This window comes from Cryobacterium glaciale (assembly GCF_004402535.1).
In the GTDB taxonomy this organism is placed as follows: Bacteria; Actinomycetota; Actinomycetes; order Actinomycetales; family Microbacteriaceae; genus Cryobacterium; species Cryobacterium glaciale.
Genome location: NZ_SOEY01000018.1, coordinates 212,762 through 237,731 on the forward strand (window position 1 = coordinate 212,762; position 24,970 = coordinate 237,731).

Consider the following 24,970-nt stretch of genomic DNA (forward strand, 5'->3'; position numbering starts at 1 on the left):
GCGCGACTGGGATGCCACCGAGAACGGGATGGCTGACATGGACCACGGCATGGGCGGCATGATGGCGCTGCAGGACGCGTTGGGAGCGGATGCCGGCGCCCTCTACCTGACCCAGATGATCATGCACCACGAGGGCGCGATCGTGAGTTCACAGACCGCCGAGATCGCAGTGATGAACGACCTTCTCGCCACGGAATAACGCTTGGCTCGCGAAATGCGCGAACTCCCCAGCCTGAATACTCTTGGGGGTATAAGAAACCTATATACGAGGAAAACATGACACAGCCTGACCATCACGGCACGATGAACCACGCTTCTGCGCAGCCGGGCACTATGGACCACGCTATGAACCACGGGGCCATGAACCACGGCGGCCACGGCGATCACGTCGGGCAGTTTCGGCGCCTGTTCTGGACCATGCTCGTCATCGCGGTGCCGGTGGCTGGGTTCAGCCACATGTTCTCGATGCTCGTCGGTTATGCCCTGCCCGACATCGTGGGCGTGACGTGGGTCTCCCCCGTACTCGGCACCGTTATGTACGTCTGGGGCGGGCGGCCGTTTCTGACCGGGGCTGTATCCGAGCTGAAGACTCACAAGCCCGGCATGATGCTGCTGATCGCCCTCGCGATCACGGTCGCGTTCCTCGCATCCTGGGGCGCGAGCCTCGGCCTCATCGATGCCGAGCTCGACTTCTGGTGGGAACTGGCCCTGCTGATCGTGATCATGCTGCTCGGCCACTGGATCGAAATGCGGTCGCTGGCGCAGACATCCACTGCCCTGGAATCGCTCGCCGCGCTGCTGCCGGATGAGGCCGAACGGGTCGAGGGCGATGACCTCGTTGGCGAGCACAGCGTCGTCGTCTCGCCGAGCGAGCTGGTGCTCGGCGACCTCGTCGTGGTGCGGCCCGGCGGGCGCGTGCCGGTCGACGGGCAGGTCACCGAGGGCACGGCCGACGTCGACGAGTCGATGATCACCGGCGAATCACGCCCGGTGCAGCGCACCGTCGGCGATCAGGTCGTGGCGGGCACCGTCGCGACCGACTCCGCCCTGCGGGTGCGGGTCACGGCGGTCGGCGAGGACACCGCACTGGCCGGAATCCAGCGACTCGTCAGCGAGGCGCAGAGTTCGTCGTCGCGGGCGCAGCGCATCGCCGACCGGGCGGCCGGCTGGCTGTTCTGGTTCGCGCTCGGTGCCGGGGTCGTGACCGCCATCGTCTGGACCCTGCTCGGTCAGCCGCAGGATGCCGTGGTGCGCACTATCACCGTGCTCGTCATCGCCTGCCCGCACGCCCTCGGGCTCGCGATTCCGCTCGTCGTGTCGATCGCTACCGAACGCGCGGCGAAGGGTGGCGTTCTGATCAAGGATCGGCTCGCCCTCGAGAGCATGCGGCAGGTCACCTCGGTGCTGTTCGATAAGACGGGCACGCTCACGAAGGGCGAGCCGACCGTGAGTCACGTTGCTGTTTCTGTTCCTGGCAGCGAAGCGGATGCTGCGGCTCGCGTCGGCGCGGCTGCGTCGATCACCGCAGATGCGGTGCTCGCGTGGGCTGCCGCGGTGGAAGGTGACAGCGAGCATCCGCTGGCCCGCGCCATCGTGACGGCGGCGCGCCACCGTGGGCTCACCGTTCCGCGGGCGAGCGAGTTTCAGACTGCCGCGGCGGTAGGCGTCACCGGCCTCGTCGACGGGCGGCGAATCGGTGTCGGCGGGCCGAGCATGCTCAACGAACACGGCGCGCAGCCGCTGGCCGAGACCGTACCGTGGCAGAGTCAGGGCGCGATCATTCTGCACGTGCTGCGCGATGGCGTGGTCATCGGCGCGATCGGCCTTGCCGATGAGATTCGCGAGGAATCAGTGCAGGCCGTTGACGCCCTGCACCGGCAGGGCATCGAGGTGGTCATGATCACCGGCGACGCCGAAGCGGTGGCCCGATCGGTGGCCGGCGAACTCGGCATCGACCGGGTATTCGCGGGCGTGCACCCGGAGGACAAGGCCCGCAAGGTTGCCGAACTGCAGCAGGAGGGCCGCCGCGTGGCGATGGTCGGCGACGGGGTCAACGACGCGCCGGCGCTGGCCCAGGCCGATGTCGGCATCGCGATCGGCGCTGGAACCGACGTGGCGATCGCCTCGGCGGGCGTCATTCTCGCCAGCGACGACCCGCGTTCGGTGCTCTCGGTGATCGAGTTGTCACGGGCAAGCTACCGCAAGATGAAGCAGAACCTGTGGTGGGCGGCGGGCTACAACCTTCTGTCGGTTCCGCTCGCCGCCGGGGTGCTCGCGCCGATCGGGTTCGTGCTGCCCATGGAGATCGGGGCGCTGCTCATGTCGGTGTCGACAGTGGTCGTGGCGCTGAATGCGCAGCTCTTGCGGCGTCTCGACCTGCGCCCGGAGGCGAGCGTGCGCGAGCGGTAGCCGAGCCGCGGCATCCGCTCGCCGGGCCCACCTTCTGAAAGTGGGCCCATGATCAATCGTGGGCCCACTTTCCGGGCCCGGGCCCGGAAAGCAAGCGCACACTCGCCTGCCGGGTCAGTGGCAGTGACCACCGGATGCCGGCGGCGCGGTGGACAGCACAGCCGCCGGCACGTCGAGCACCGGGCTGCGGTCGAAGAAGCCGTCGGGACGCAGCTTGAAGCCCACGGTGTCGACCGGCATGATCGGCCAGTCCTCGACCCGGGGAAAGTGGGTCAGGCCGAAGGTGTGCCAGAGCACGATGTCTTCGCCGTCGATGTCGCGATTGGCAGCGATGAAGGCGGGAAGTCCGGCTCCGCCGGAGTGCTGGTTAACGAAGTCGCCGGTGGGATAGCGCTCGTCCTCGGCGAAGCGGGTGACCCAGAGCCCCTTGGTGGCGAACGCCGCGCGCTGGGCGACCGACGACAACGGGTCAGCGAGCAGCATGGGCAGCCCCTGCGGGTGCAGCTTGTAGGCCACGGGTTCGCCGAGCCGATTGAGGGAATTGGGGTTGGAGACGTGCCAGGTGCGGCCGATGGAGGCATCCGCTTGTCGGACGCCCTCGGATTCGGTCGCGAGCACGGTGCGCTGGCGGGTGAAGGCGTTGCCGCGTTCGTTGCCTGGACCCATCGGCACGCGCACGACGTCTTCCTCCTCAACGCGGTTGGTGTCACCGTCGAGCGCCATGTCGAGGCGGGCGCTGAACAGGTGCTGGTGAAAGGGAGCACCGAGTCCGGGGGCGATTTCGGAGGCGTAGGGGTAGCCCTTGCCGGCGTAGGCGCTCGTGAAGACGACGCCGGTGGCCTTGGCCTCGAATTCGATGGTGCCGTCGAGATAGAGGTACCAATAGAAGCCGTAGTCGTAGTTGCCGACCGTGGTGAAGAAGGAGATCACGAAGCGGCGGTTGCGGCGGGTGTATTCGATGCCGCTCCAGAGGTCGCTGTGCTTGGCGAGGATGCTCCAGTCCTCTTCGTGCATGCAGATGCCGTTGCGAATCTCGCGCGGGTTGCCGAAGCCGTCGGTGATGACCGGGCTCAGGTAGGTAATCTCGCCGAGGCAGTCGCAGCCGAGTTCAAGGGAGTTGGCGTACTGGCCGACCAGGTATTCGCCGGTGTCGAAATAGTTCTGCCAGGACCGCACCGGTGCGGGATCGCCGTAGGGCACGACCATCTCGGCGATCGACGCCCGACGGATGATCGACCGCGTCGTGGAACCGTCGCGAAAGCCGATGTTGTGCAGCACGACGCCCTCGCGCACGTCGAAGCCCACATCGAGGCTCCACTTCTCCCACTCCACGTGGTTGCCGCCGGTGACAGTGAAGCTCACGCCCTCTGGCTGGGTGATACTGATCGGTTTGAGCGTCTCGCGCAGCGGCCCGGTGAGGGTGGGATCGGTGTAGTTGCCGTGTTCGGCGGGAATGGGCACGACGCCGAAGTCGAGCACCTGGTCGACGGTCTTCGCTACGATGTCAACGTAGGCGACGAGGCCGTCGATCGGGTGCGCCCAGGCGCTGTCTTCCGGAAAGTTCTGCACGAAGGCGAGCCCGCGCAGAATACGGTGACCCTTCTCGTTCGGGTACTCGAAGACGCCGGCCGAGAGGGGCGCGACGCGCACGGTGGCCACGTCGATTCCGCGGGCTGCGAGCGCGGCGAGCCAGCGGGCATCCGTGGTGAGCAGCTCTTCGACGGCGCCAAATTCTTCTTCGAGCACGGGCAGCTCGCCGGTGAGCGCGGTGTCGAGGGTCACGCTCGATTCGATGGTGTTGTGGGTGGCCGAGACGATCACGTCGGTGGGGGCGGCGCCGGACACATCGTGCAGGAAGACGCGAAAGCGCCGGTCGAGGTCTGTGGCGTGTCTCGGCGGGTCGAGCAGGCCGAGGTAGGCGACGCGGATGCTGTCGCCGAACAAACCGGCATCGGCCAGAATCGTGCGGACTCTCTGTAGTTCGTCTGCGGTGGGCAGCGCGAAGGCGGTCACGGTGTTAGTAGGCACAGTGTCAGCGGTCTCGGCGGTGAGCATTGCTTCTCTTTTCCTGAATCGGCCGGGATGCGTCAGTGTGACCCCGGGAGTTTTTTCCTATGGTTGTAGAATATAAAGCCATCAAGCCGGTGCTGGCAAGCGTTTCGAGAATCTTTCTGGCAAGCTGATGATTCGCCATCAGGAGGGCCCATGCCGAAAGTCGTCGATCACGACCAGCGTCGCGTCGAGCTGGTCAACGCCACCTGGCGCATCATCGCCCGGCACGGCATCGAGGGCGCGACCCTGCGCGAGATCGCCACCGAGGCCGGATTCGCCAACGGCGCCCTCAAGCCCTACTTCGGCACGAAGGACGACCTGCTGACGTTCGCCTTCGGGCACGTGTTCAGTCAGACCAATCGACGCATCGAGCGCTCGACCGCCGACCTGGCCGGGCTCGCCGCCGTGCGCGCGTACTGCCACGAGATTCTGCCGCTCGACGAGACGCGGGTGAGCGAGGCCCGCATCGTGATTCCGTTCTGGCAGAAGGCGCTCAGCAACGCCGCGAAAGCGCACCTGCACGACGAATCCATGCAACAGTGGCGGCGCGCCCTGCTCGGGCACCTGACCGAGGCGCGAGCCGCCGGCGAGGTGCACACCACCATTACCGACACGGATGTCGTGGGTCACCTCATGAATGTTATGCTCGGCGCGCAGATCACCGCGGCGCTCTCCCCCGACGAGCACGCGCCGGAGCAACTCGTGGCGCAGCTCGACGGTTATCTGCAGCTCCTGTCGACCGGAGAATAGCGGGTCGCTGGGCACCCGCGCCCCGGGGAAAGCCGCACGGGCGGGCGGATGCTGCACCCGCGCCCGGCAGGCCAGCCGCGCGGGCATTCTCTGGCAGCGTCAGCAGCAAATGACCGCGCGAACGCCCGCCATTTCGCACAGCGCGTGCAGAAGATGGCCGCGCGAGCACGCCATATTGGAGATTGACCGCGCTCTCGTCGGTCTATTTTCGCCGAGTGTCGAAAAAAGAATGACAACGGCGCCGCACTGGACTACATTGACTGCAGACGATCATTGATCGACCCCTGGGGTCAGATCTGGTCGGCGTCCTGGACCCAGCGAAGGAGCTGCTCGTGACGATGGCCGTTGTGAACTCGGTGACGGAAGCCGCGCCCGTGTCGGTCGACAGCATCTCCTGCGCGGTCGCCGACTCATTCGCCCACTGGCGCACGCTCGTTTCGCAATCGTTCGTTCCGCTCGAGGTGCGCCGGCAATCCCGTACCTTCCACGGCACCCTGCGCTCGCGCGTGCTGGACGAGCTCTCGATCGTCGAGGTCACCGCCAACGGACACCAGGTCGTGCGTACACCCTCACTGATCGCGGCATCCACTCGGCAGTATTTCAAGCTGAACCTGCAACTGACCGGCACCGGCCTGCTCGTGCAGGACAACCGCGAGGCCACCCTGCGCCCCGGCGACCTGGCCGTCTACGACACCAACCGGCCGTATACGCTCGAGTTTGAGGAGGACTTTCGCACCCTCGTACTCATGTTTCCGCACGATGTGCTCGACCTGCCGGCCGATTCGGTCGGCCAGCTCACTGCTGTGCGGCTGCCAGGCGACGCCGGGCTCGGCCGTCTGATCAGCCCGTTCATGGTGCAGCTCGCCGAGAACCTCGACGTGCTCTCCGGTGCGAGCGGACACCGCCTCGCCTACAACGCCGTAGATCTGATCGCGACCATGTTCGAGAGTGAACTGAACCTGCGCCGCGACCCGGTGGCGGGGGCGCACGGCGACCTGCTCGGTCGCATCCGCTCGTACGTGGATGGGCATCTCGGTGACCCCGAACTCTGCCCGGCGAGCATCGCGGCAGCCCACTTCATCTCGACCCGGCATCTGCACAACGTGTTCCACGAGGCCGACAGCACCGTGGCAAGCTGGATCCGCAGCCGCCGGCTCGAGCACTGCCGGCGCGACCTGCGGGACCCCATTCTCAGTGATCGCTCGGTCGGCACGATCGCCGCCCGCTGGGGCTTCGTCGACGCCGCCCACTTCAGCCGCATTTTTCGCACGGCCTTCGGCGAAACGCCGAGCACCTACCGCCGCGCCTGAACCGGTTCGTCAGCGCAGACCTGCGCCATTCGACACTGCGCCATTCGACAACTCCGGTGCCGCAAATGGCAACCCGTTCGGCTCAGAGATTGCCACGCTGTGAGGTACACGCAGCAGACACGGATGCCGCGGCATCCGCTCACCGACAGCACACCTGCACCTGACCTCTTACTCAACGAGGAGTAGCCATGACTCAAACCAAACCCGCATCGACGACAGCACCGGAGACTGCCCTGCATAAGGGCCGGCTCGGAGTGCTGGGGATCGTCTTCTTCGTCGTCGCGGCTGCGGCCCCCCTCGTCGGCATGACCGGCGCGGTGCCGGTGGCGATCGTGCTTGGCAATGGAGCAGCGGCCCCCGGCGCCTATGTGGTCGTCGGACTCACCCTGCTCGTCTTCAGCGTCGGCTACGCGGCGATGAGCCAGCGCGTCACCAACGCGGGCGCCTTCTTTGCCTACATCGGCCGCGGCCTCGGCCGCCACCTCGGGACCGCATCGGCGTTCGTGTCGATCCTTGCCTACCTGGCCATTCAGCTGGCGATCTACGGATTCTTCGGCGCGCTCATGGCCGGGCAGGTTGGCGTGCTCCCGTGGTGGGCCTGGTCGCTCCTCTCCTGGGGCGTCGTGACCCTGCTCTCCCTGCTCAGCGTCGATGTCGGGGCCAAGGTGCTCGGCGTGCTCATGCTGCTCGAACTGATCGCGCTCGTGGTCACCGCGGTCGCCATTTTGATCGACGGCGGTCCGGAAGGGCTCAACTTCTGGGCCTCGTTCGACCCCGCCGCCATCGTTGCCGGAGGCCTGGCCGGTTCGGCCGGCATCGCGTTCGCGTTCGCCTTCGCGTCCTTCATCGGCTTCGAGGCCACCGCCATCTACGGCGAAGAGTCCAAAGACCCGAAGACCGTCGTGCCCCGCGCCACCTACCTTGCGGTCGTCGTCATCACCGTACTGTTCGGCCTGACCGCCTTCGCGATGGTGACCGGCATGGGAGCGTCGACCGTGGTCGAGAAGACCGTCGAGTTGTCCACGGTCGCTGGCGTGCCCCTGGCCGACCCGGCCGCTGTGCTCTTCGCGCTGGCCACCCAGTACGTCGGCCCGTGGATGGCAACGGTCATGGGCATCCTCGTGTTGTCGAGCCTGTTCGCCGGACTCCTGGCCTTTCAGAACGCGGCCGGCCGCTACCTGTTCGCACTCGGTCGCGGCGGCGCGCTTCCGAAGCCGCTCAGCAAGGTCAACGGCCGCGGCGCTCCGAGCACGGCCTCGCTCGTCACCTCGGTCATCACCGGCGTCGTGCTCGTGGTGTTCGCGGTGTTCCAGCTCGACCCGGTGCTCAACCTGTTCTACTGGTTCAGCGGCCTCGCGGTCATCGCCATCGTGCTCATTGAAATTCTGGTGAGCGTGGCGATCATCGTGTACTTCCGCCGCAACAAGGGCGCGGAGAACATCTTCCAAACCGTGATCGCCCCTGTGCTGGCGACGATCGGCCTGCTGCTCGGCGAATACCTGCTGATGAGCCGCTTCGGGTTGCTCGCCGGCACCGTGGCCGAGGGCGTCGACCCGACCACGACCCCCTGGGGCCTCAGTACGATCGGCTGGGTGCTCGTTGCCCTCCCGTTCATACTGCTCATCGGCGGCTACATCTTCTCCCGGATGCAGAACCACGAGAACGACGATCTCGTGCGGGACGTGCTGTCCTAGATTTTCGTAGCCCTGTGCGTGCGGCATGGCCTTCGGGCCGTGCCGCACCGTCGTTTCGCCGAACGGATGCCTACCCCACGTTCAGCCGATGGCTCGCCTCGATGCGCTGACCCCAGAATGTTCCCGCGATGATGAGGATCGCCCCGACCGCGCCGACCAGACCGAGCGTCTCGCTGCCGAGCGACACCCCCACGAGCACCGCCCAGATCGGCTCGGTTCCCATGAGCAGGCTGGCCCTGGCCGCCGAGGTACGACGGATCGCCCACATCTGGGCCAGGAACGCGAAGACGCTGCAGGCCAGGCCGAGGTAGAGCACGCCGATCCACGCGGCCAGGGTGAAGGTCGTCACAGCGGCAACGAGACCGGGAACGTCGAACGCGGTGAACACCACCGCCCCGACGAGGGCCTGCAGCAGGGTGAGGGTGATCGTGCTGTCGCTGCGGCCGCGAACGAGGTGGCCCATCATGGTCACGTGCACGGAGCGCACGAGCGCCGCCGTGAGAATGAGCAGGTCGCCCACGTTCGGCTGCGCAAACCCGTTGCCCGAGACGAGCAGGGCGACCCCGACCACCGCAAGAACTGCGGCCACGAAGAACGGGCGCGGCAGCCAGCGCCGGGCCGCGACCGACTCGAGCACCGGCGTGACGATGATGGTGAGGCTGATGATCAGCCCGGCGTTGGTGGCCGACGTGAACGCCACGCCCTGGGTTTCCAGCCAGAGTATGCTCGCCTGCGTCACCCCGAGCAGCACACCCACACCGAACGCCCGCCGCGACGGCAGCCGTTCCCGAGGCACCCCCCACACGATCAGCAGGGCAAGCGCCGCGACCAGAAAGCGCAGCGCGAGCACGGCCGACACACTCGCCTGCTCGGTGAGCACCTTGGCGCTGAGATAGCTGCCGCCCCAGACCGCAGCCACGAGCAACAGCACGAGGTCGACTCGGTAGCGGCCGATAGCCCGCGGCAACAGCGTGCGGTGGGTCAGAATGTTGGTCATGAGGCAATGGTGCGCAGGCGGCATCCGTTAAGTCTAGACACCACTTATTGAACGGATGCTTTAGCCTGAGCTTATGGAATTACGTCAGTTGGCCGTATTGCGTGAGCTCGGCGAACGCGGAAGCGTCGCGGCGGTGGCCCGGGCGCTGAACGTCTCCTCGTCGGCGGTGTCACAGCAGCTCAGCGCCCTGCAGCGGCGCGCCGGTACCAAACTCACCGAGAAACGCGGCCGGGTGCTTGCCCTGACGCCGGCCGGACACGCCCTCGCCAGCGCCGCCGCTGAGGTGTCGACGGCGATGGCGCGGGCCGATGAGGCCGTGGCGCGATTTCAGAACGATCCGGGCCTGCCGGTGACCGTGTGCGCGTTCCACAGCGCCGGGCTCGCCTGGTTTGGGCCGCTGCTGAACCGCCTGCACTCCCGTGGCGGGCCCACGGTGGGCTGTGGCGACGAGGACGTGCCGCGCGATCGCTTTGCGGCCCTCGTCGCGGACTACGACCTGGTGATTGCCCATCGGGTTTCGCACGATCCGCACTGGCCGACCACGGTCGCGGTCACGCCGCTGCTGTTCGAGCCGCTGGATGTGGCGGTGCCGGTCGGGCATCCGCTCGCCGAGCGCGCGTCGGTGTCGGTCGACGATATTCGCCACGAACCCTGGGTCACCGGACACGTCGGGTTTCCGCTCGCCGAAGCGGTGAACGTGGTCGCCGCGGCGGCGGGTCAGCCCCTCCGCATCGTTCATCGCATCAACGAGTTCTTCGTGGCGGCCTCGGTCGTGGCGACCGGGGCCGCGATTGCGCTGCTCCCGCGCTACACGATGGCTCCCCGCGAGGGTGACGGCGTCGTGCTCGTGCCGTTTCGTGGCCTGGCGGTGGGGCGCCAGATCGACGTTCTCAGCCGCCCCGAAACGCTCGCGCGGGCATCCGTTCGTCGGGTGCTCGACGAACTGGTGATCATCGCGCGACGCTAGTTTTGCAGCTCGAAACCGGCGTGACGGATGCCCCAGCGCACCACCCACTGCTCCCCCGGCGCCACCCAGTGCAGGCCGGCACCGGAATTGAACGCGTTGGCGGGGGCCGTCATCGGCTCGATCGCGATGGCGAGGCCGCGCACGGGCTCCGCTGGACCCTGCGTGACCGGAAAGATGCGCGGAGTGAACACCTGCACGTAGCGCATAGTCTCGTCGCCCCAGAGGGTGATGCTCCGGCCGTCCGGCGCGGTGAGGGAATGTTCGCCGGCAGCGCCGATACCGCCGAAGCCGTCATCAAGGTCGAGGTCGCCCACCGCTCGGCCGCCGCGCAGGTCGAACCGGGTGCCGTCGACGGCGGTCTCGCCCGTCGGGTTAAGGCGGTCGTCGACGTCGACGTGGGTCGCGGCATCCACTCGCACGACGAGGTCTTCCGTAAGCACGTCGCCGATTTTCAGAAACGGATGCGCCCCCACCGCCACCGGCGCCGGCTCGGCCCCCACATTGCTCACCCGGTGCGTGACGTCGAGCCCGGTGGCGGTGAGCGCGTAGGTCACCTCGGTCTCGAGGTGAAAGGGATAGCCGGACTGTGGAAACACCGTCGCGGCGAGCGTCACCGTGTCGCTGGTTTGGGACACCTTTCGATACGGCGTGAAACGCAGCAGCCCGTGGCTCGCGTTCTGTTTGCCGGGCTCGGTCAGAGCGAGCTGGCGGGTCACGCCGTTCTGCGTCCACTGGCCGTCGCGAATGCGATTGGGCCAGGGCACGAGCACGATTCCCGCCGCCATCGGCGGTTGGACCAGCTCATCGAAGGTCTCCACCAGATCTATGCCATTCACGGAATATACCCGCAGGCCGGCCGCGACCTCGGTCACGACGACCCGAGCCGGGCCGCTCGGTGTCTGCAGCGTCAATTCGTACTGGATTCCGGTGGGTGCACGCATCCGTTCAGTGTATTGCGGGTAACGGTTTGGCCGGGTCGGGGCTGGGGCAGCGCGCACCGGCCCCGACCGCTTGGGGCATCCATGGACGCCCGCAGTGCAGACCTCTGCGCTGTGCGCCGCGCACTGAGGGCGCGGCCGGGCGAAACTGTGCGGCCGTCTCGAGCCGGGCGACAGCATCCGTCGGCAGTAGGCTGACGCGTATGACTGCTGACCGCGCCGCCCGAATCATCGTCCTGCCGAACACCCCCGCTCCGAGCATCGCTGAGACCGCGTTCGTCGCTCCCGGCGCGATGCTCGTCGGCAACGTCACCCTCGGCGACCGCGCCAGCGTCTGGTACAACTCAGTGCTGCGCGCCGAGCTCGAGCCGATTACCATCGGCGCCGGCTCCAACCTGCAGGACAACGTCTCCTGCCACGTCGACACCGATTTTCCGCTCACCCTCGGCACCGGCGTCTCTGTTGGGCACGGCGCCGTGCTGCACGGCTGCACGATCGAGGACAACGTGCTCGTGGGCATGGCCGCGACCATTCTGAACGGCGCCGTCATCGGCACCGGATCGCTCTTGGCTGCCGGAGCCGTCGTGCTCGGCGGCACGGTGGTGCCCCCGGGCTCGCTCGTGGCCGGAGTTCCCGCCAAGGTTCGACGCCCGCTGACCGACGACGAGATCGCCAGCATCCGGCACAACGCCGAGAACTACCTCGAGCACACCGAGCTGCACCGCTCCGCTCTCGCCCAGCCGTAATTTTCTAGCGGCGAACGGATGCCGCGTAGCTTGTGCCGGTAAATATGCGACACGCTGCGTGAAACGGATTGCGGTGACCCGGAGATTCCGGTCAGTGTTCTGTGGTTCGTTTTCTATGCTGCCACAGGTCGGAGTTCGGCGAGTTTTTCGGCGGGTGTCAGGTAGCCGAGCGCCTGGTGGAGACGGTTGTGGTTGAAGTGGTGAATGTAGCTGTCGACCTCGGTTTTTGCGCTGTCGCGGGTGAGGAATGTCAGCCAGTCCAAGCGTTCGGTCTTCAACTTTGAGAAGAATGATTCAGCGACGGCGTTGATGCCCCTATGTTGTCAATTCGTGCTGCACGAGGTTTTGGGCTGGTCGGGGAGGGTTTTCAGGATGGTGAAGATTTCGCGTGCGAGGTATCGTTTGAGGCAGCGGATGACGTCTCGCTTGCTTTTGCCTTGCTCGGTGCGGTGCTGTAGGTAATTCTGGGTGGTTTCATCCCACCGAAGTCTCGTCAGCACGATTCGATACAGGGCTGCGTTGGCTTGGCGGTTCCCGCCGCGATTGAGGCGCCGTTTCGTCGTTTTCCCTGACGAGAACTCGACCGGGCTGACTCCGCAGAGCGCTGCGAAGGCGGCTTCGTTCTTCATTCTTTCGGGATTGTCGCCGACTGCGATGAATAGCGCCGCGGCGCTGTCGTAGCCGACGCCGGGGCGGTCTAGGAGCTCGGGTGCGCAGGCCATCACAGTGCGTGTCATGGCCGTTTCCAGGCGGCTGAGCTGAGCAGTGAGTTGCTGGATGCGGGTGGCAAGTTCACTCATCAGCATTCGTTCGACGGTGCTGGGCAGCAGCAGGGCGCAGGCCCGGCTGAGGGCTTTGGTGCTGAGTCCACGGAGCTGATCGCGCAGTGCTGGCTCCGCTCCGACCACGAGGCCTTTGAGCTGGTTGATCGCAGTCGTTCGTGCCTTCACTGCTGACGATTTCACCAACCGCATTTGGCGTAGGTCTTCGGCGGCACCGATACCGGTTTTCGGCGTGGCCAAGGACCGGCCGGCGATGACTGCCCGGGCCGCGGCTTCAGCGTCAACGGCATCTGTTTTACCGGCTTTGCGCCGCAGTGCTCGGTCTGGTTGATTCACCTCGAACACTTTCACGTTTTGGGTTTGGAGGTACTTCATCAGCGCGGAACCGTACGAGCCGGTGCATTCGATACCGGCCGCGTTCACGTCCCCGAACCGGTGGGCCCACTCCAATGTCGCTGCATAGCCATCGCGTGTCGTCGGGAAGCTGTGGGTCGCGAGAAGAACTCCCGCGATCGTCAGGATCGCCGCGACGTGGACATCCTTGTGTGTGTCTACGCCAAGGATCACCCCTTCACCGTGGAGTGCTGGTCGCGACTTTCGGGGGTGTTTCAGAATGGGTGATCTCATGGCTGCCTTTCGTGGGGTTGACGAGCAATTCCACGAGAGGAAGTCAGTCAGGACTGTGACGATCCACGCAGGCAGCGAACGTCCACGGAAAGGCCCCTATTGGGACATGGCTTGGCCAGGTGAAACTTCAGGCACCAGACCCGGTCGCAGCCGACAGATCAACGCAAGGACACGCCGGCGATGAGGCCGGCTGTCAATCCCAACACGGGTCAAGCCGCGACCCGGCCTGATGCGTTGATCGTCTCACAATCCCAGCACTCCATTCGGGCGCCCATGGAGCGGTGGATTCCGGCTCGTCGGCAGTAGTTGCTGAACTGTTTGGACCGGTATTGGGTGCCGTGGTCGGTGTGGAACACGGCACCCTTGACGATCAGGCCACTCGCGCGGGCGGCGGTCATCGCGCGGACGATGAGCTGGGTGGTCTGCCGGTTGCTGGTGGCGTAGCCGAGCACCTGGCGGGTGGCCAGGTCGATCACTGTGGCCACGTAGAGCCAGCCCTCACGAGTGGCCACATAGGTGATATCTCCGACCAGGATCGATCCAGGTATGAGCGAGCCGAAATCCCGATTGAGCAGGTCCACCGGGTCTTTCAGCCGGGCAGCACGGGCTTTGGCTCGCTTGAATGCCCGTTCGGCCAGCGGGGACATCAAGCCGAGGTCGGCCATGATTCCGGCGATCGTTTCCGGTTCACGCCGACTCCATCTTTTTGGATCGCGGCGGTCACTTTCCGGTAGCCGGACACGTTATTCGACGCCGCGAACGTCGTGATCACCAACGCGGTCAGCTCCTCCCGTCGTTGGTTCGTGGCGGTGGTGTGACTGATCGCCCAGTCATAAAACGCCGAGGTGGACACCTCGAGTTTTTGGCACAGGTAAGTGACCGGGAAGTCGGCCTTCAACTGGGCGATCACAGCGAATCGTTCTCGTCGCGATCGAGTTCCCGGAAGAAGGCCCCCGCTTTTTTTTCGAACGCCAAATCCCTAGACAACCGGGCATTCTGTTGCTCCAGTTCACGGATCCGCTTGCGCGCTCCAACCGGCAGCTGCCCCTCCGGATCAATCTTGTCCAGCCGGGCCTTATCCACCCAGGCCCACAGCGTCTTGTCATCGATCCCGAGCTCTCTGGCCATGACAGCGATGGGTTTCCCGCTCTCCAGCGTCAACCGAACCATCTCAGCTCTGTACTCCGGGGTTACATCCCCGGCCTTGCGTTCTTTCCGTGCCATATTCGCAATCCAATCAGAGGTTATGAAGAACCACTGACCGGAAACCATGGGTCACCGCAGATGCCGCACACGGCGTGTTGCGAAATTTACCGGCGTTAGCTACGGCCGTCTAGGCCAGCAGGGACTGCTCGGCGGCCTTGACCACGTTCGAGAGCAGCATGGCGCGGGTCATCGGACCGACGCCGCGGGGGTTCGGCGAGAGGTGCCCGGCGACCGCGGCGACGTCGGGGTGCACGTCGCCGATCAGGCGGCCCTTGCCGGTGACCTCGTCATGCACCCGGGTGATTCCCACGTCGAGCACGGCGGCGCCCGGCTGGATCCAGTCGGCCTGGATCAGGTGCGGCACGCCCACGGCGGCCACGACGATGTCGGCGCGACGCACCTCACCGGCGAGGTCGACCGTGCGCGAGTGGGTCAGGGTGACCGTCGCGTCGAGTCCTTTGCGGGTGAACAGCAGGCCGAGCGGGCGACCGACGGTGAGGCCACGACCCACCACGACGACCTTCTTGCCCACGATCGGCACATCGTAGCGGCGCAGCAGCTCGACGATTCCGGCCGGGGTGCACGGCAGCGGTGACCGCAGCTCGCCCTCGATACCGAGCACGAGTCGGCCCAGGTTGGTCGGGTGCAGACCGTCGGCATCCTTCGACGGGTCGATCAGCTCGAGCATGGCGTTCTCGTTGTGGCCGACCGGCAGCGGCAGCTGGATGATGTAGCCGGTCACCTCACGGCTGTTGTTGAGGTCGTTGATGGCGGCGCGCACGTCGGCGCTGGTCGCCGAGCCGGGCAGGTCGATGCGCAGCGATTCGATGCCGACCTCGGCGCAGTCGCGGTGCTTGCCAGCGACGTACGTTTCGGATCCGGGGTCGTTGCCCACGAGCAGGGTGGCCAGTCCGGGCACGACGCCGTGCGAGCGCAGGGCGGCGATGCGGTCCCGCAGCTCGGCCTTGATGTCGGACGCGGTCTTGACCCCGTCGAGTGTGATTGCGGCCATCATGGATCCCTACTGTTGTCGATCGGTTCAGTGCTTCAATTCGGTGCGGTCGTTCCGTTCCACTTCCCGGGCCCGGGCCCGGAAAGCGGGCCCATGTTATAGCCTGGGCCCAGTTGCCGGGCCCGGGCCCGGTCAAGTGTGCAGACGGGGAACCGTGCACTGCAACCGCACGCGCGCAGCCACGCGTGAGCGGATGCCGCCGGCCGATCCGACCCGCGGCATCCGTTGTCGAAGAAGTTACTGCTGCAGGCCGGAGTACAACGGGAACGCCTGCGTCAGTGCGCCGACGCGGGTACGGAGCGCTGCAATGTCGGCGCCGGGCTTGAGGGCCTCGGCGATGACGTCGGCGACCTCGGTGAACTCGGCGTCGCCGAATCCGCGGGTGGCGAGGGCCGGCGTGCCGATGCGGAGACCGCTCGTGACCATCGGCGGGCGGGGGTCGAACGGAACCGAGTTGCGGTTCACGGTGATGCCCACCTCGTGCAGGGCGTCTTCGGCCTGCTGGCCGTTGATCTCGGAGTGGCGCAGGTCGGCGAGCACGAGGTGCACGTCGGTGCCGCCGGTGAGCACGTCGATGCCATGGGCGCGCGAGTCGTCGGCGGTGAGGCGGTCGGCGAGGATGCTGGCGCCGCGCAGGGTGCGCTCCTGGCGTTCCTTGAACTCGGGCTCGGCGGCGAGCTTGAACGCGGTGGCCTTGGCGGCGATCACGTGCATGAGCGGTCCACCCTGCTGGCCGGGGAACACGTTGCTGTTGAGCTTCTTGGCCAGGGCCATGTCGCGCGACAGGATGAAGCCCGAGCGCGGACCGGCGAGGGTCTTGTGCACGGTACTCGACACGACGTCGGCGTAGGGCACGGGCGAGGGGTGAAGGCCGGCGGCGACGAGTCCGGCGAAGTGGGCCATGTCGACCCAGAGCAGCGCGCCGACCTCGTCGGCGATGGCGCGGAAGGCCTCAAAGTCAAGGTGGCGCGGGTAGGCCGACCAGCCGGCGATGATGACCTTCGGCTTGCTCTCGATGGCCTTGTCGCGCACCACGTCCATGTCGACGCGGAAGGTCTCCGGGTCGACGCCGTAGGCTACCGGGTTGTACAGCTTTCCCGAGAAGTTGAGCTTCATGCCGTGGGTGAGGTGGCCGCCGTGAGCCAGCTCGAGTCCGAGGATGGTGTCGCCGGGCGTGGCGATGGCGGAGAGTACGGCGGCGTTGGCGGTGGCACCGGAGTGCGGCTGCACGTTCGCGTAGGCGGCTCCGAACAGGCTCTTGGCCCGGTCGATGGCGAGCTGCTCGGCAACGTCGACATACTCGCAGCCGCCGTAGTAGCGGCGTCCAGGGTAGCCCTCGGCGTACTTGTTGGTGAGCACCGAGCCCTGCGACTGCAGCACGGCGCGCGGAACGAAGTTCTCGCTGGCGATCATTTCGAGGTAGTCGCGCTGGCGACCGAGCTCCTGCTCGAGCACGGCGGCGATCTCGGGGTCAACGACCGAGAGCGGTTCGTTGAAGGTCGACTTCACTGCGTAGTTGGACTGCACAGTGGTGGCGGAATCAGGCACGGAGTTCTCCTTATATATGGATGTTGCGGCCCAGGCGTGCGGCCACTAACCGTGTCAGTCGCTCCCCGATGGTGACCCATCTTCGTGCTACGCCAGTTGCGACCCATTTAGCATATCAGCGGATGCCGGTACCGGCGCTCCAAATACCCGCTCGCACTTCGCGGCAAGTGTTTGGGAAATTGGCACTGGTTGCAAGACGTGCCGGCTTCTCAAACACGTGCCACGAAACTTCAGCGGCCGGGAATAGCAGCGGGCGGGCGGCCGTTATCATCGATATACATGCACACGCATTGAAATTTGGAGGCTGGTATGCAGTTCGGAATCTTCACGGTCGGAGATAGAACCACCGATCCCACCACGGGTGACACGCCGACCGAGAACGCCCGGATCAAGGCCATGGTGGCCATCGCGCAGAAGGTCGAGGAGGTGGGCCTCGACGTTTTCGCCACCGGTGAGCACCACAACCCGCCGTTCGTGCCGTCGTCGCCGACCACCATGCTCGGCTACATCGCTGCGCAGACCTCCCGCATCATCCTGTCCACCGCCACGACGCTGATCACCACGAACGATCCGGTGAAAATCGCCGAGGACTACGCGATGCTGCAGCACCTCGCCGACGGCCGGGTGGACCTCACGCTGGGACGCGGCAATACCGGCCCGGTCTATCCGTGGTTCGGCAAGGACATCCGCGAGGGAATCCCGCTCGCGCTGGAGAATTATGCCCTGCTGCGCCGGCTCTGGCGCGAGGACGTCGTCGACTGGGAGGGCCAGTTCCGCACGCCGCTGCAGGGCTTTCAATCCACCCCGCGACCGCTCGACGGCGTGCCGCCGTTCGTCTGGCACGGAAGCATCCGCAGCCCGGAGATCGCCGAACAGGCCGCGTACTACGGTGACGGATTCTTTTCGAACCACATCTTCTGGCCGGCCTCGCACACCGCGAAGATGGTGCAGTTCTACCGCCAGCGTTTCGAGCACTACGGCCACGGCACCGCCGCCCAGGCCATCGTCGGGCTCGGCGGGCAGGTGTTCATGAGCAAGAACTCCCAGGACGCCAAGCGCGACTTCCGCCCCTACTTCGACAGCGCACCGGTCTACGGCAACGGGCCGAGCATGGAGGACTTCACCGCTCAGACTCCGCTCACCGTGGGCAGCCCGCAGGAAGTCATCGACCGCACCCTCGGTTTTCGGGACTACGTCGGCGACTACCAGCGCCAGCTCTGGCTGATGGACCACGCCGGCCTGCCCCTGAAGACCGTGCTCGAGCAGCTCGACATTCTCGGCGAAGAGGTTGTGCCGGTGCTGCGCCGCGAGTTCGCGAAGAACCGCCCGGCCGACGTGCCGGCCGGGCCCACGCACGAGTCGCTGCGCCTCGCCGCGCAGGCTCCGGTGGCCGCCGCCGCTGTGATGCACGGCGACCTCGACACCGCGCCCGCCATCGCACCGACCGCCTTCAGTCCGTCGCGCTAGTCCGGCCCTCGTCGCGGCGTCCCTTGAGCTCATCGACGATGAGCAGGTCCGGCCGCAGGTGCTCGGTCTCGTAGGCGGCCCGGCCCACGAGGTGCGCCGCCATCGGCGCGGTCAACGCCTGAAAGACGACGATCGCGACGACCAGGGTGACGGTGCCGACCGAGAAATTGTTGATCGCGACATCCGCTGTCACCGCCATGAGCCCGAAGATCTGCGGTTTGGTTGCGGCGTGCAGGCGCGACAAGACGTCGGGAAAGCGGATGAGCCCGATTCCGGCGGCGAGGCACATGGCGGCGCCAACCAGCACGAGGATCGCCGTCAGCACGTCGTGCAGGAGGGCGCTCATGCGGTCACCGCCAGGCGGGACAGGAGCAGAACGGCGCTCATGCGCTGTCCCGGGCGGGCAGAAAGCGGGCGACACTGAGCGATCCGAGCACCGCGAACAGGGCCAGCACGAGCAGCACCGGCAGGGTATCGGTGTGCCGATTCAGGGCCATCTCGGCGCCGAGTGCGCAGATGATCGTCGCGACGAGCACATCCGAGGCGATGACCCGGTCGAGCACACTCGGTCCGACGACGATGCGGTACACCGAGAGCAGGGCGCCGATCCCGAACATGACCGAGGCGACCACGGCCACAATCTGCAACATCATGACTGTCCCTTTCCATTCGAGCGGGCCGCGCGCCGATTTGCGGGACGCACCCCGCGCATCCGCTCGACGTCTTCGCGCGAACCGAACCCGCGCACGATGCGCCGCTCGGTGTCGAGTACGCGGCGCCGAAAACTCTCGATATCGCCCGCGCTGTTCATGTTGAGCACGTGGAGGTACAAAATAGACGATTCCCGGTCGATGTCGACGACGATCGAGCCGGGCACGATCGAGGTCGCTACGGCGGTCCAGGTGAGGATCAGGTCGCTGCGGGTGCGCAGCCGAATCTCCAGGATGGCGTTCGAGGTGACCAGCCGCGGCTTCACCGCCAGCCAGGACACGTCGATCGACGCCCGCACGATATCCAAAATCAGCCGCACGAAGAACACGACGGTGTGCAGCGGATGCACCCGCCCGCTCAGCTGCACCGGCACCAGGTAGAACGCCACGGTCACGACAATTCCCACCATGATCCCGACGAGCAGGTTGAGCCAGCTGAACTCGCCCCAGAGCAGCATCCAGAGCACGATCAGCGCGATCAGAGGGGGGATCTGGTTGCCGACGGCTTCGAGCCGAACCCGCCGAGTTGGCACATCGCGGGGCGTGGTCATTTGGCACCGCCCTCGAAGTTCGTGCCCAGATTGCTCTCAGCGATCGACCCGGTACCGTTCGGGAACACGGCGTCGATATAGGTCGACGGCGAGCTGATGTTTCCGGCGGCGCGGGTGGTGAGGTCGAAGATCGGCCCGGCGAACACCGTCAGGCCGAGGGTCAGCACGAGCATGGACGTGGTCGCGCCCACCATGAGCGGGGAGATACTCTTCTTCAGCACGATTCCCTCGTCCTGCGGGTCTTCCACGAGGGATTCCGACATCGCCGAGGTGTAGTCCTTGACCTGTAATTTCGGCCGCCAGAATGCCAGGTTCCAGGCCCGGGCGAGGGCGTACAGGGTGAGCAGCGAGGTGAGCGCGCCGACCGCGATCAGCACGTAGATGATCGGGTCGCCGACGATGGTGCCAGCCTGGAACAGGGCGATCTTGCCGAGAAACCCGGAGAAGGGCGGGATGCCGCCGAGGTTGAGCGCGCCCAGAAAGAACAGGATCGCCACGAGCGGCGACGATTTCAGCAGCCCGCCGAGCCGCGACAGCGAGGTGGTGCCGCCGACCCGGTCGATGAGCCCCGCCGCCAGGAACAGGGTGGTCTGCACGGTGATGTGGTGTACAACGTAGAAGATGGTCGCGGCGATCGCGAGCGGGGTGCCGATCGCGATGCCGAACAGCATGTAGCCGATATGGCTGACCAGGGTGAATGACAGCAGTCGTTTGATGTCGGCCTGTGCGAGCGCCCCGAGAATGCCAACGAGCAGGGTCAGCGCGGCCACGATCATGAGCGGCATCGAGAACTGGTTGTCGGGAAAGAACAGGGTCTGGGTGCGCAGAATCGCGTACACGCCGACCTTGGTGAGCAGCCCGGCGAACACCGCGGTGACGGGTGCTGGCGCGGTCGGGTAGGAGTCGGGCAGCCAGAACGACATCGGGAACACGGCCGCCTTCACCCCGAACGCGATCAGCAGCAGCAGGCCGAGAATGAGCTGGATATCGGCGGGGAGGTCTGGCATCCGCTCGGCGATGAGGGCGAGGGTGACCGTGCCGGTGGCGCCGTAGATGAGGGCGATCGCGCTGAGGAAGAGCAGTGAAGAGACCAGGCTCACGACGATGTAGGTGATGCCCACCCGGATGCGGGCGCCCGTGCCGCCGAGGGTCAGCAGCACATAACTGGCCGAGAGCAACATCTCAAAACCGACGTACATCGAGAAGAGGTCGCCGGCGACGAAGGCATTGAACAGTCCCGCGGCCAGCACGAGATAGGTCGGGTGGAAAATCGAGACCGGCGTTTCGAGGTCACCGTCGATGATGCCCTGACCGACCGCGAACAGCAGCACGCCGAGCAGCATGAGCGCCGAGATGAGCAGCATGATCGCCGAGAGTCGGTCGACGACGAGCACGATTCCCCACGGCGCCTCCCAACCGCCGACCTGAACCACGGCCGGGCCATGCCGGTCGACGAGCACGAGCAGGACGACGCTCATCACGGTCGCTGCCGTGAGACTCAGCACGCTCACGATGACCTGCAAGCGTCGGCGCAGGCCGAGCATCAGCGCGATCGCGGCTCCGAACAGTGGCAGGCAGACGATCAGGGGAACCAGGGCGGTCATCGCTGGTCTTCCCGGTCTGAAGCGGATGCGCCGGCGCGGCCGGCCGCATCCGTTTTCGCGCTGTCAGTGTGGCGCAGGGGGTCTTCATCACTCGTGGTGCCGTCACCGCGCTCGAACTCGTCGAGCGACTCGGCGATCGCGTCGTCATCATCGGAGGAGGAGCGGAAGGTGGCGTCGGCCTCGTCGGAACTTTCGGTGGCGTGCTCGTCGGTGAGGGTGTCGCCCTCGTCGCCGAGCTGCGCCAGCCACCACGAGCGGTAAATGAGGGCGAGCAGCAGGGCGGTGATGCCGAAGTTGATCACGATCGCGGTGAGCATGAGAACCTGCGGAATCGGGTCGACCATGTCGTCAACGCTCGTGCCGGTGACGATCGGTGAGCTGCCGGGGCGGCCACTCATGATGAAAATGAGCAGGTTGGTAGCGTTGCCGACGAGCAGAAAGCCGATCAGCACCCGGGTGAGACTGCGTTCGAGCATGACGTAAACGCCGGCCGCATACATGACGGCCATGACGATGACGAGGGTGAGGGAGGCGCTCATCGGGTTGCTCCTCCGTTCGGGGCCTCGTGCAGGGGATGAATGCTCAGGCCGGCGGCTGTGTCTGTGGCAGGCTCAGCGTCGTCGGGGGCTGGCCGCGGGCCGATCTCGTCGGCTTCACTCTGCCGGTCTATCTCGCTGCCGAGGCTGCGCAGAATGTCGTAGGTGAGGCCGATGACGACGAGGTAGACGCCGATGTCAAAAATGGTCGAGGTGCCGAACGACAGGTCGCCGAGCACCGGCACGGTCGCCGTGAAGTAGGCCGATTCCAGCGGGATCCCGTCGAAGAACAGGGAGACGACGGCCATGCCCACGGCGAGGATGACGCCGAGACCGAGGAGCTTGCCCGGGTCGATCGGTGCCGCTTCGCTCAGCTCGTAGCGTCCACCGGCCAGGTAGCGGGCCACAAGGGCGAGGCCCGCGAGCAGTCCGCCAGCGAAACCGCCGCCTGGCAGGTTGTGGCCGGCGAAGAGCAGGTAGATCGACACGATCATGGCCGGGTGGAACAGCAACCGCACGAGCACTTCGATGAGGATCGACCGGTTGCGCGGGTCGTTCTTGCGGCCGGCGAGCAAAAACGCCTGCCGCGTGACGGCGTGGCCCTCGCTGGAGAGTTCGGGGTCGGCGACGACGCGGCGCCGGTTGGCGCCGGAGCGCAGGCTGCGGGATTCTTTCAGGCGCGGCACGACCGAATTGCGGCCGGACACGAACAACAGGCTCGCGACGCCGGTCGCGACGACGATGAGCACCGACACCTCGCCCATGGTGTCCCAGGCCCGAATGTCCACGAGCATCACGTTGACGATGTTGTCGCCGTGGCCGTCGTCGACCGAGAGCCGCGGCAGGGCGCCGGCGATGCTCGCGAAGTCCCGCGCCCCGAGTGCGATGAAACCGATCGTGCCCATGACGAGGCCGACCAGGCTGCCGATCAGAAGACGGCGTTTGCGACGCACCGGCTTGTTGTGCTGGGCGATATTCGCCGGCAGCCGCCGCAGCACGAGCACGAAGATCACCAGGGTGATCGATTCGACCAGCGCCTGGGTGAGGGCGAGGTCGGGGGCGCCGTGAAAGGCGAACAGGGCGACGAGGCCGTAGCCGGTGACGCCGGCGAGGATGACGGCGGTCATCCGCTGCCCGACCCGAGCCGCCATCACCGCGCAGATGCCCATAATCAGGGCGATGAGCACCTGGCCGGGGTAGTCCCAGAGCACGATCGCGTCGGGCCAGGTACGGTTAACGAACGCCGCGAAGCCGAGGGCAAGCACGAACACGGTGAGAATCGTGCCGAGGTACTGCGGCAGGCCGCCCTGCTGGGCGAAATGGGTGACTCTGGCCGCGACGCGGTCGACACTGCGGATGGCCTTGCCGTAGCCGCGGCCGGCATCGATGTAGTCGGGCACCTTCGACTGCAGCCGTGACACCCCTCGGCGCACGCGGAACAGCAGTGCGCCGAGCAGTAGAACGACTGCGCTGAGGTAGAGGGCAGGCTCAAGCCCGTGCCAGAACGCGAGGTGGTACGGCGGTTCAGTGAGACTGCCGGCGCCAGGTACCGAGTCGGCGTAGGGGGCGAGCAGCGGGTCGAGCACCGAAGCGAAGAGTCCGAGGCCGATGGTCGCCACGGTGAGCACTCCCGGGGCGAGCAGGGTGTCCCAGGGACTCGCGTGCAGCACGGTGGCCGGCTGTTCCTTGCGCGTTCCGAAGGCTCCCCAAAAGAAACGGATGCTGTACGCCACCGTGAGCACGGATCCCACGGCCGTGCCGATCAGCGCAGCGTAGCCCCAGCCGGACCCGCCGACGCCGGCGTCGAGCAGCGAGGTGAACACGGCCTCTTTGGCGACGAAGCCGAACAACGGCGGCAGGCCGGCCATCGAGGCGACCGCCACGAGCGCGATGACGGCCAGTGCCGGGGCGCTGCGGCCGACGCCGCTGAGCTTGCGCCAGTCGCGGGTACCGGCGCGATGGTCGATGACCCCGACCACGAGGAAGAGTGTGGCCTTGTACAGGGCGTGCGCGAGCAGTAGGGCGGCCCCGGCGAGGGCGGTGTCGCGGGTATTGAAGCCGATCGCGATCATGAGAAAGCCGAGCTGGCTGACGGTGCCGTAGGCCAGCAGAAGTTTGAGGTCGTACTGGCGCAGCGCCCGCCAGGCGCCGACGACCATGGTCCAGACGCCCAGGGTCACGAGCACCGGCAGCCAGCCGTCGCTGTCCGCGTAGCCGGGGGCGAGGCGGGCGACGATGTAGATGCCGGCCTTGACCATCGCGGCGGCGTGCAGGTAGGCACTGACCGGGGTCGGTGCGGCCATCGCGGCGGGCAGCCAGAAGTGGAACGGCACGAGCGCCGACTTCGAGAGCGCCCCGACCAGGATGAGCAGAACCGCCCAGGTACCCATCGGGCCGGTCACCGGGTTGGCCACGATGGAGGCGAGGCTCGTGGTGCCGGCGGCGACGGAGATCATCACGACGCCCACGAGCATGACCAGGCCGCCGAACGTCGTCACGATCAGGGCCTGCAGGGCGGCGCCGCGGCTCTCGCGTTTGTGGGTGTAGTGCCCGATCAGCAGGTAGGACAGCACGCTCGTGACTTCCCAGAACATGAACATGATCACGAGGTCATCGGCGGTGACGAGGCCGTACATGGTGCCGGCGAAGGCGAGCAGCAGGGCGGCGAACCGGCCGAGGCTCGGTTCGTCGTCGGTGAAATAGCGGGCGCAATAGACGAGCACGAGGGCGCCGACGCCCGTCACGACGAGGGCCAGCAGCCAGGCCAGGGTGTCGACTCGAAAGGAGAGACTGATGCCGAGCTGCGGAATCCACGGGATCGACTGGGTTACGGCCCCGCCAGCGGTGACCGTGGCGGTCTGGGTGAGCGTGTACCCGAAGGCGCCGGCCGGCAGCAGGGCGATCAGGTAGAAGACGCGGGTGCCCAGATGTCGGGTGAGCCACGGCGTGAGCACCGACAAGACGATGAATGCGAGGAGGAATGGAACCATGCGTCCTCCAGGCTTGTCAGGTCGGGCTTGTCAGGTCGGGGTGTGAAGGTCTAGTCTACCCGCCGACCGGCGGC

At 66.4% G+C, this 24,970-nt stretch carries 24 protein-coding genes and 1 riboswitch; of the genes, 8 read left to right on the forward strand and 16 right to left on the reverse strand.

The window, feature by feature from the left end; genetic code table 11:
• The first annotated feature begins 28 nt into the window (after window positions 1-28).
• Both E3O06_RS18270 and E3O06_RS09100 read left to right on the forward strand, forming a co-directional pair.
• Complete coding sequence (locus tag E3O06_RS18270; protein WP_134502937.1) at window positions 29-199, forward strand: DUF305 domain-containing protein; 171 nt, start codon at window positions 29-31, stop codon at window positions 197-199.
• 146 nt (window positions 200-345) lie between these two features.
• Window positions 346-2,409: a heavy metal translocating P-type ATPase gene (locus E3O06_RS09100; protein WP_420898875.1), complete on the forward strand. Its 2,064-nt coding sequence runs from the start codon at window positions 346-348 to the stop codon at window positions 2,407-2,409.
• 114 nt (window positions 2,410-2,523) lie between these two features.
• Here the strand turns inward: E3O06_RS09100 and E3O06_RS09105 are convergent, their stop codons facing one another.
• Window positions 2,524-4,464: a primary-amine oxidase gene (locus tag E3O06_RS09105; protein WP_134502940.1), complete on the reverse strand. Its 1,941-nt coding sequence runs from the start codon at window positions 4,462-4,464 to the stop codon at window positions 2,524-2,526.
• Window positions 4,465-4,614: 150 nt separating this feature from the next.
• Between E3O06_RS09105 and E3O06_RS09110 the strand changes: the two genes are divergently transcribed.
• From E3O06_RS09110 to E3O06_RS09120, 3 genes are all read left to right on the forward strand, one after another.
• Window positions 4,615-5,211 (forward strand): TetR/AcrR family transcriptional regulator, encoded by a 597-nt coding sequence (locus tag E3O06_RS09110; RefSeq protein WP_134502942.1) that lies wholly within the window; start codon window positions 4,615-4,617, stop codon window positions 5,209-5,211.
• Between the two features lie 338 nt (window positions 5,212-5,549).
• Window positions 5,550-6,521, forward strand: a complete 972-nt coding sequence (locus E3O06_RS09115; RefSeq protein WP_134503028.1) for an AraC-like ligand-binding domain-containing protein — start codon at window positions 5,550-5,552, stop codon at window positions 6,519-6,521.
• A gap of 188 nt (window positions 6,522-6,709) precedes the next feature.
• A complete protein-coding gene (locus tag E3O06_RS09120; RefSeq protein WP_134502944.1) occupies window positions 6,710-8,215 on the forward strand; it encodes an APC family permease in 1,506 nt (501 codons plus the stop codon).
• Window positions 8,216-8,285: 70 nt separating this feature from the next.
• Here the strand turns inward: E3O06_RS09120 and E3O06_RS09125 are convergent, their stop codons facing one another.
• Window positions 8,286-9,212, reverse strand: coding sequence for a DMT family transporter (locus E3O06_RS09125; RefSeq protein WP_134502946.1), 927 nt, complete (start codon window positions 9,210-9,212; stop codon window positions 8,286-8,288).
• 73 nt (window positions 9,213-9,285) lie between these two features.
• On the opposite strand from E3O06_RS09125, the gene E3O06_RS09130 reads away from it, so the two are divergent.
• Window positions 9,286-10,179, forward strand: a complete 894-nt coding sequence (locus tag E3O06_RS09130; RefSeq protein ID WP_134502948.1) for a LysR family transcriptional regulator — start codon at window positions 9,286-9,288, stop codon at window positions 10,177-10,179.
• Here the strand turns inward: E3O06_RS09130 and E3O06_RS09135 are convergent.
• Window positions 10,176-11,120 carry an aldose 1-epimerase family protein gene (locus tag E3O06_RS09135; RefSeq protein ID WP_134502950.1) on the reverse strand — a complete coding sequence of 315 codons (945 nt, stop codon included), beginning with the start codon at window positions 11,118-11,120 and terminating at the stop codon, window positions 10,176-10,178. The genes E3O06_RS09130 and E3O06_RS09135 overlap by 4 nt on opposite strands.
• Before the next feature lie 200 nt (window positions 11,121-11,320).
• Between E3O06_RS09135 and E3O06_RS09140 the strand changes: the two genes are divergently transcribed.
• Window positions 11,321-11,863: a gamma carbonic anhydrase family protein gene (locus E3O06_RS09140; RefSeq protein WP_134502952.1), complete on the forward strand. Its 543-nt coding sequence runs from the start codon at window positions 11,321-11,323 to the stop codon at window positions 11,861-11,863.
• A 113-nt stretch (window positions 11,864-11,976) separates the two neighbouring features.
• On the opposite strand, the gene E3O06_RS09145 is transcribed toward E3O06_RS09140, so the two are convergent.
• From E3O06_RS09145 to glyA, 7 genes are all read right to left on the reverse strand, one after another.
• Window positions 11,977-12,174, reverse strand: coding sequence for an integrase core domain-containing protein (locus E3O06_RS09145; protein WP_134502954.1), 198 nt, complete (start codon window positions 12,172-12,174; stop codon window positions 11,977-11,979).
• 12 nt (window positions 12,175-12,186) lie between these two features.
• Entirely contained in the window at window positions 12,187-13,212 is a 1,026-nt protein-coding gene (locus tag E3O06_RS09150) for an IS110 family RNA-guided transposase (RefSeq protein WP_198415801.1), read from the reverse strand.
• A 269-nt stretch (window positions 13,213-13,481) separates the two neighbouring features.
• Window positions 13,482-13,937 carry a DDE-type integrase/transposase/recombinase gene (locus E3O06_RS09155; protein WP_134502958.1) on the reverse strand — a complete coding sequence of 152 codons (456 nt, stop codon included), beginning with the start codon at window positions 13,935-13,937 and terminating at the stop codon, window positions 13,482-13,484.
• Window positions 13,919-14,182 carry an IS3 family transposase gene (locus tag E3O06_RS09160; RefSeq protein WP_134502960.1) on the reverse strand — a complete coding sequence of 88 codons (264 nt, stop codon included), beginning with the start codon at window positions 14,180-14,182 and terminating at the stop codon, window positions 13,919-13,921. Before E3O06_RS09160 ends, E3O06_RS09155 begins: the two co-directional genes overlap by 19 nt.
• Complete coding sequence (locus E3O06_RS09165; RefSeq protein WP_134502962.1) at window positions 14,179-14,544, reverse strand: transposase; 366 nt, start codon at window positions 14,542-14,544, stop codon at window positions 14,179-14,181. The genes E3O06_RS09160 and E3O06_RS09165 overlap by 4 nt, the downstream gene beginning before the upstream one ends.
• A gap of 61 nt (window positions 14,545-14,605) precedes the next feature.
• Entirely contained in the window at window positions 14,606-15,490 is an 885-nt protein-coding gene (locus E3O06_RS09170) for a bifunctional methylenetetrahydrofolate dehydrogenase/methenyltetrahydrofolate cyclohydrolase (RefSeq protein WP_134502963.1), read from the reverse strand.
• A gap of 237 nt (window positions 15,491-15,727) precedes the next feature.
• Complete coding sequence (glyA, locus tag E3O06_RS09175) at window positions 15,728-16,999, reverse strand: serine hydroxymethyltransferase (protein WP_134503030.1); 1,272 nt, start codon at window positions 16,997-16,999, stop codon at window positions 15,728-15,730.
• Between the two features lie 60 nt (window positions 17,000-17,059).
• Window positions 17,060-17,148, reverse strand: a riboswitch (ZMP/ZTP riboswitch).
• 199 nt (window positions 17,149-17,347) lie between these two features.
• On the opposite strand from glyA, the gene E3O06_RS09180 reads away from it, so the two are divergent.
• A complete protein-coding gene (locus E3O06_RS09180; protein WP_134502965.1) occupies window positions 17,348-18,505 on the forward strand; it encodes an LLM class flavin-dependent oxidoreductase in 1,158 nt (385 codons plus the stop codon).
• Here E3O06_RS09180 and mnhG read toward each other — a convergent pair.
• Genes mnhG through E3O06_RS09210 form a run of 6 tightly spaced genes read right to left on the reverse strand, consistent with a single transcriptional unit; the run spans window position 18,489 to window position 24,896 of the window.
• Complete coding sequence (gene mnhG / locus E3O06_RS09185; protein ID WP_134502967.1) at window positions 18,489-18,851, reverse strand: monovalent cation/H(+) antiporter subunit G; 363 nt, start codon at window positions 18,849-18,851, stop codon at window positions 18,489-18,491. The genes E3O06_RS09180 and mnhG overlap by 17 nt on opposite strands.
• Before the next feature lie 37 nt (window positions 18,852-18,888).
• Window positions 18,889-19,158: an MrpF/PhaF family protein gene (locus E3O06_RS09190; protein WP_338144836.1), complete on the reverse strand. Its 270-nt coding sequence runs from the start codon at window positions 19,156-19,158 to the stop codon at window positions 18,889-18,891.
• Window positions 19,155-19,766, reverse strand: coding sequence for a Na+/H+ antiporter subunit E (locus E3O06_RS09195; protein WP_134502969.1), 612 nt, complete (start codon window positions 19,764-19,766; stop codon window positions 19,155-19,157). The genes E3O06_RS09190 and E3O06_RS09195 overlap by 4 nt, the downstream gene beginning before the upstream one ends.
• Window positions 19,763-21,370, reverse strand: coding sequence for a Na+/H+ antiporter subunit D (locus E3O06_RS09200; RefSeq protein WP_134502971.1), 1,608 nt, complete (start codon window positions 21,368-21,370; stop codon window positions 19,763-19,765). Before E3O06_RS09200 ends, E3O06_RS09195 begins: the two co-directional genes overlap by 4 nt.
• Window positions 21,367-21,909, reverse strand: coding sequence for a sodium:proton antiporter (locus E3O06_RS09205; protein ID WP_134502973.1), 543 nt, complete (start codon window positions 21,907-21,909; stop codon window positions 21,367-21,369). The genes E3O06_RS09200 and E3O06_RS09205 overlap by 4 nt, the downstream gene beginning before the upstream one ends.
• The gene (locus E3O06_RS09210) at window positions 21,906-24,896 is read right to left on the reverse strand and encodes a Na+/H+ antiporter subunit A (protein ID WP_134502975.1); all 2,991 of its coding nucleotides are present in this window, start codon (window positions 24,894-24,896) and stop codon (window positions 21,906-21,908) included. The genes E3O06_RS09205 and E3O06_RS09210 overlap by 4 nt, the downstream gene beginning before the upstream one ends.
• Between the last annotated feature and the right edge of the window lie 74 nt (window positions 24,897-24,970).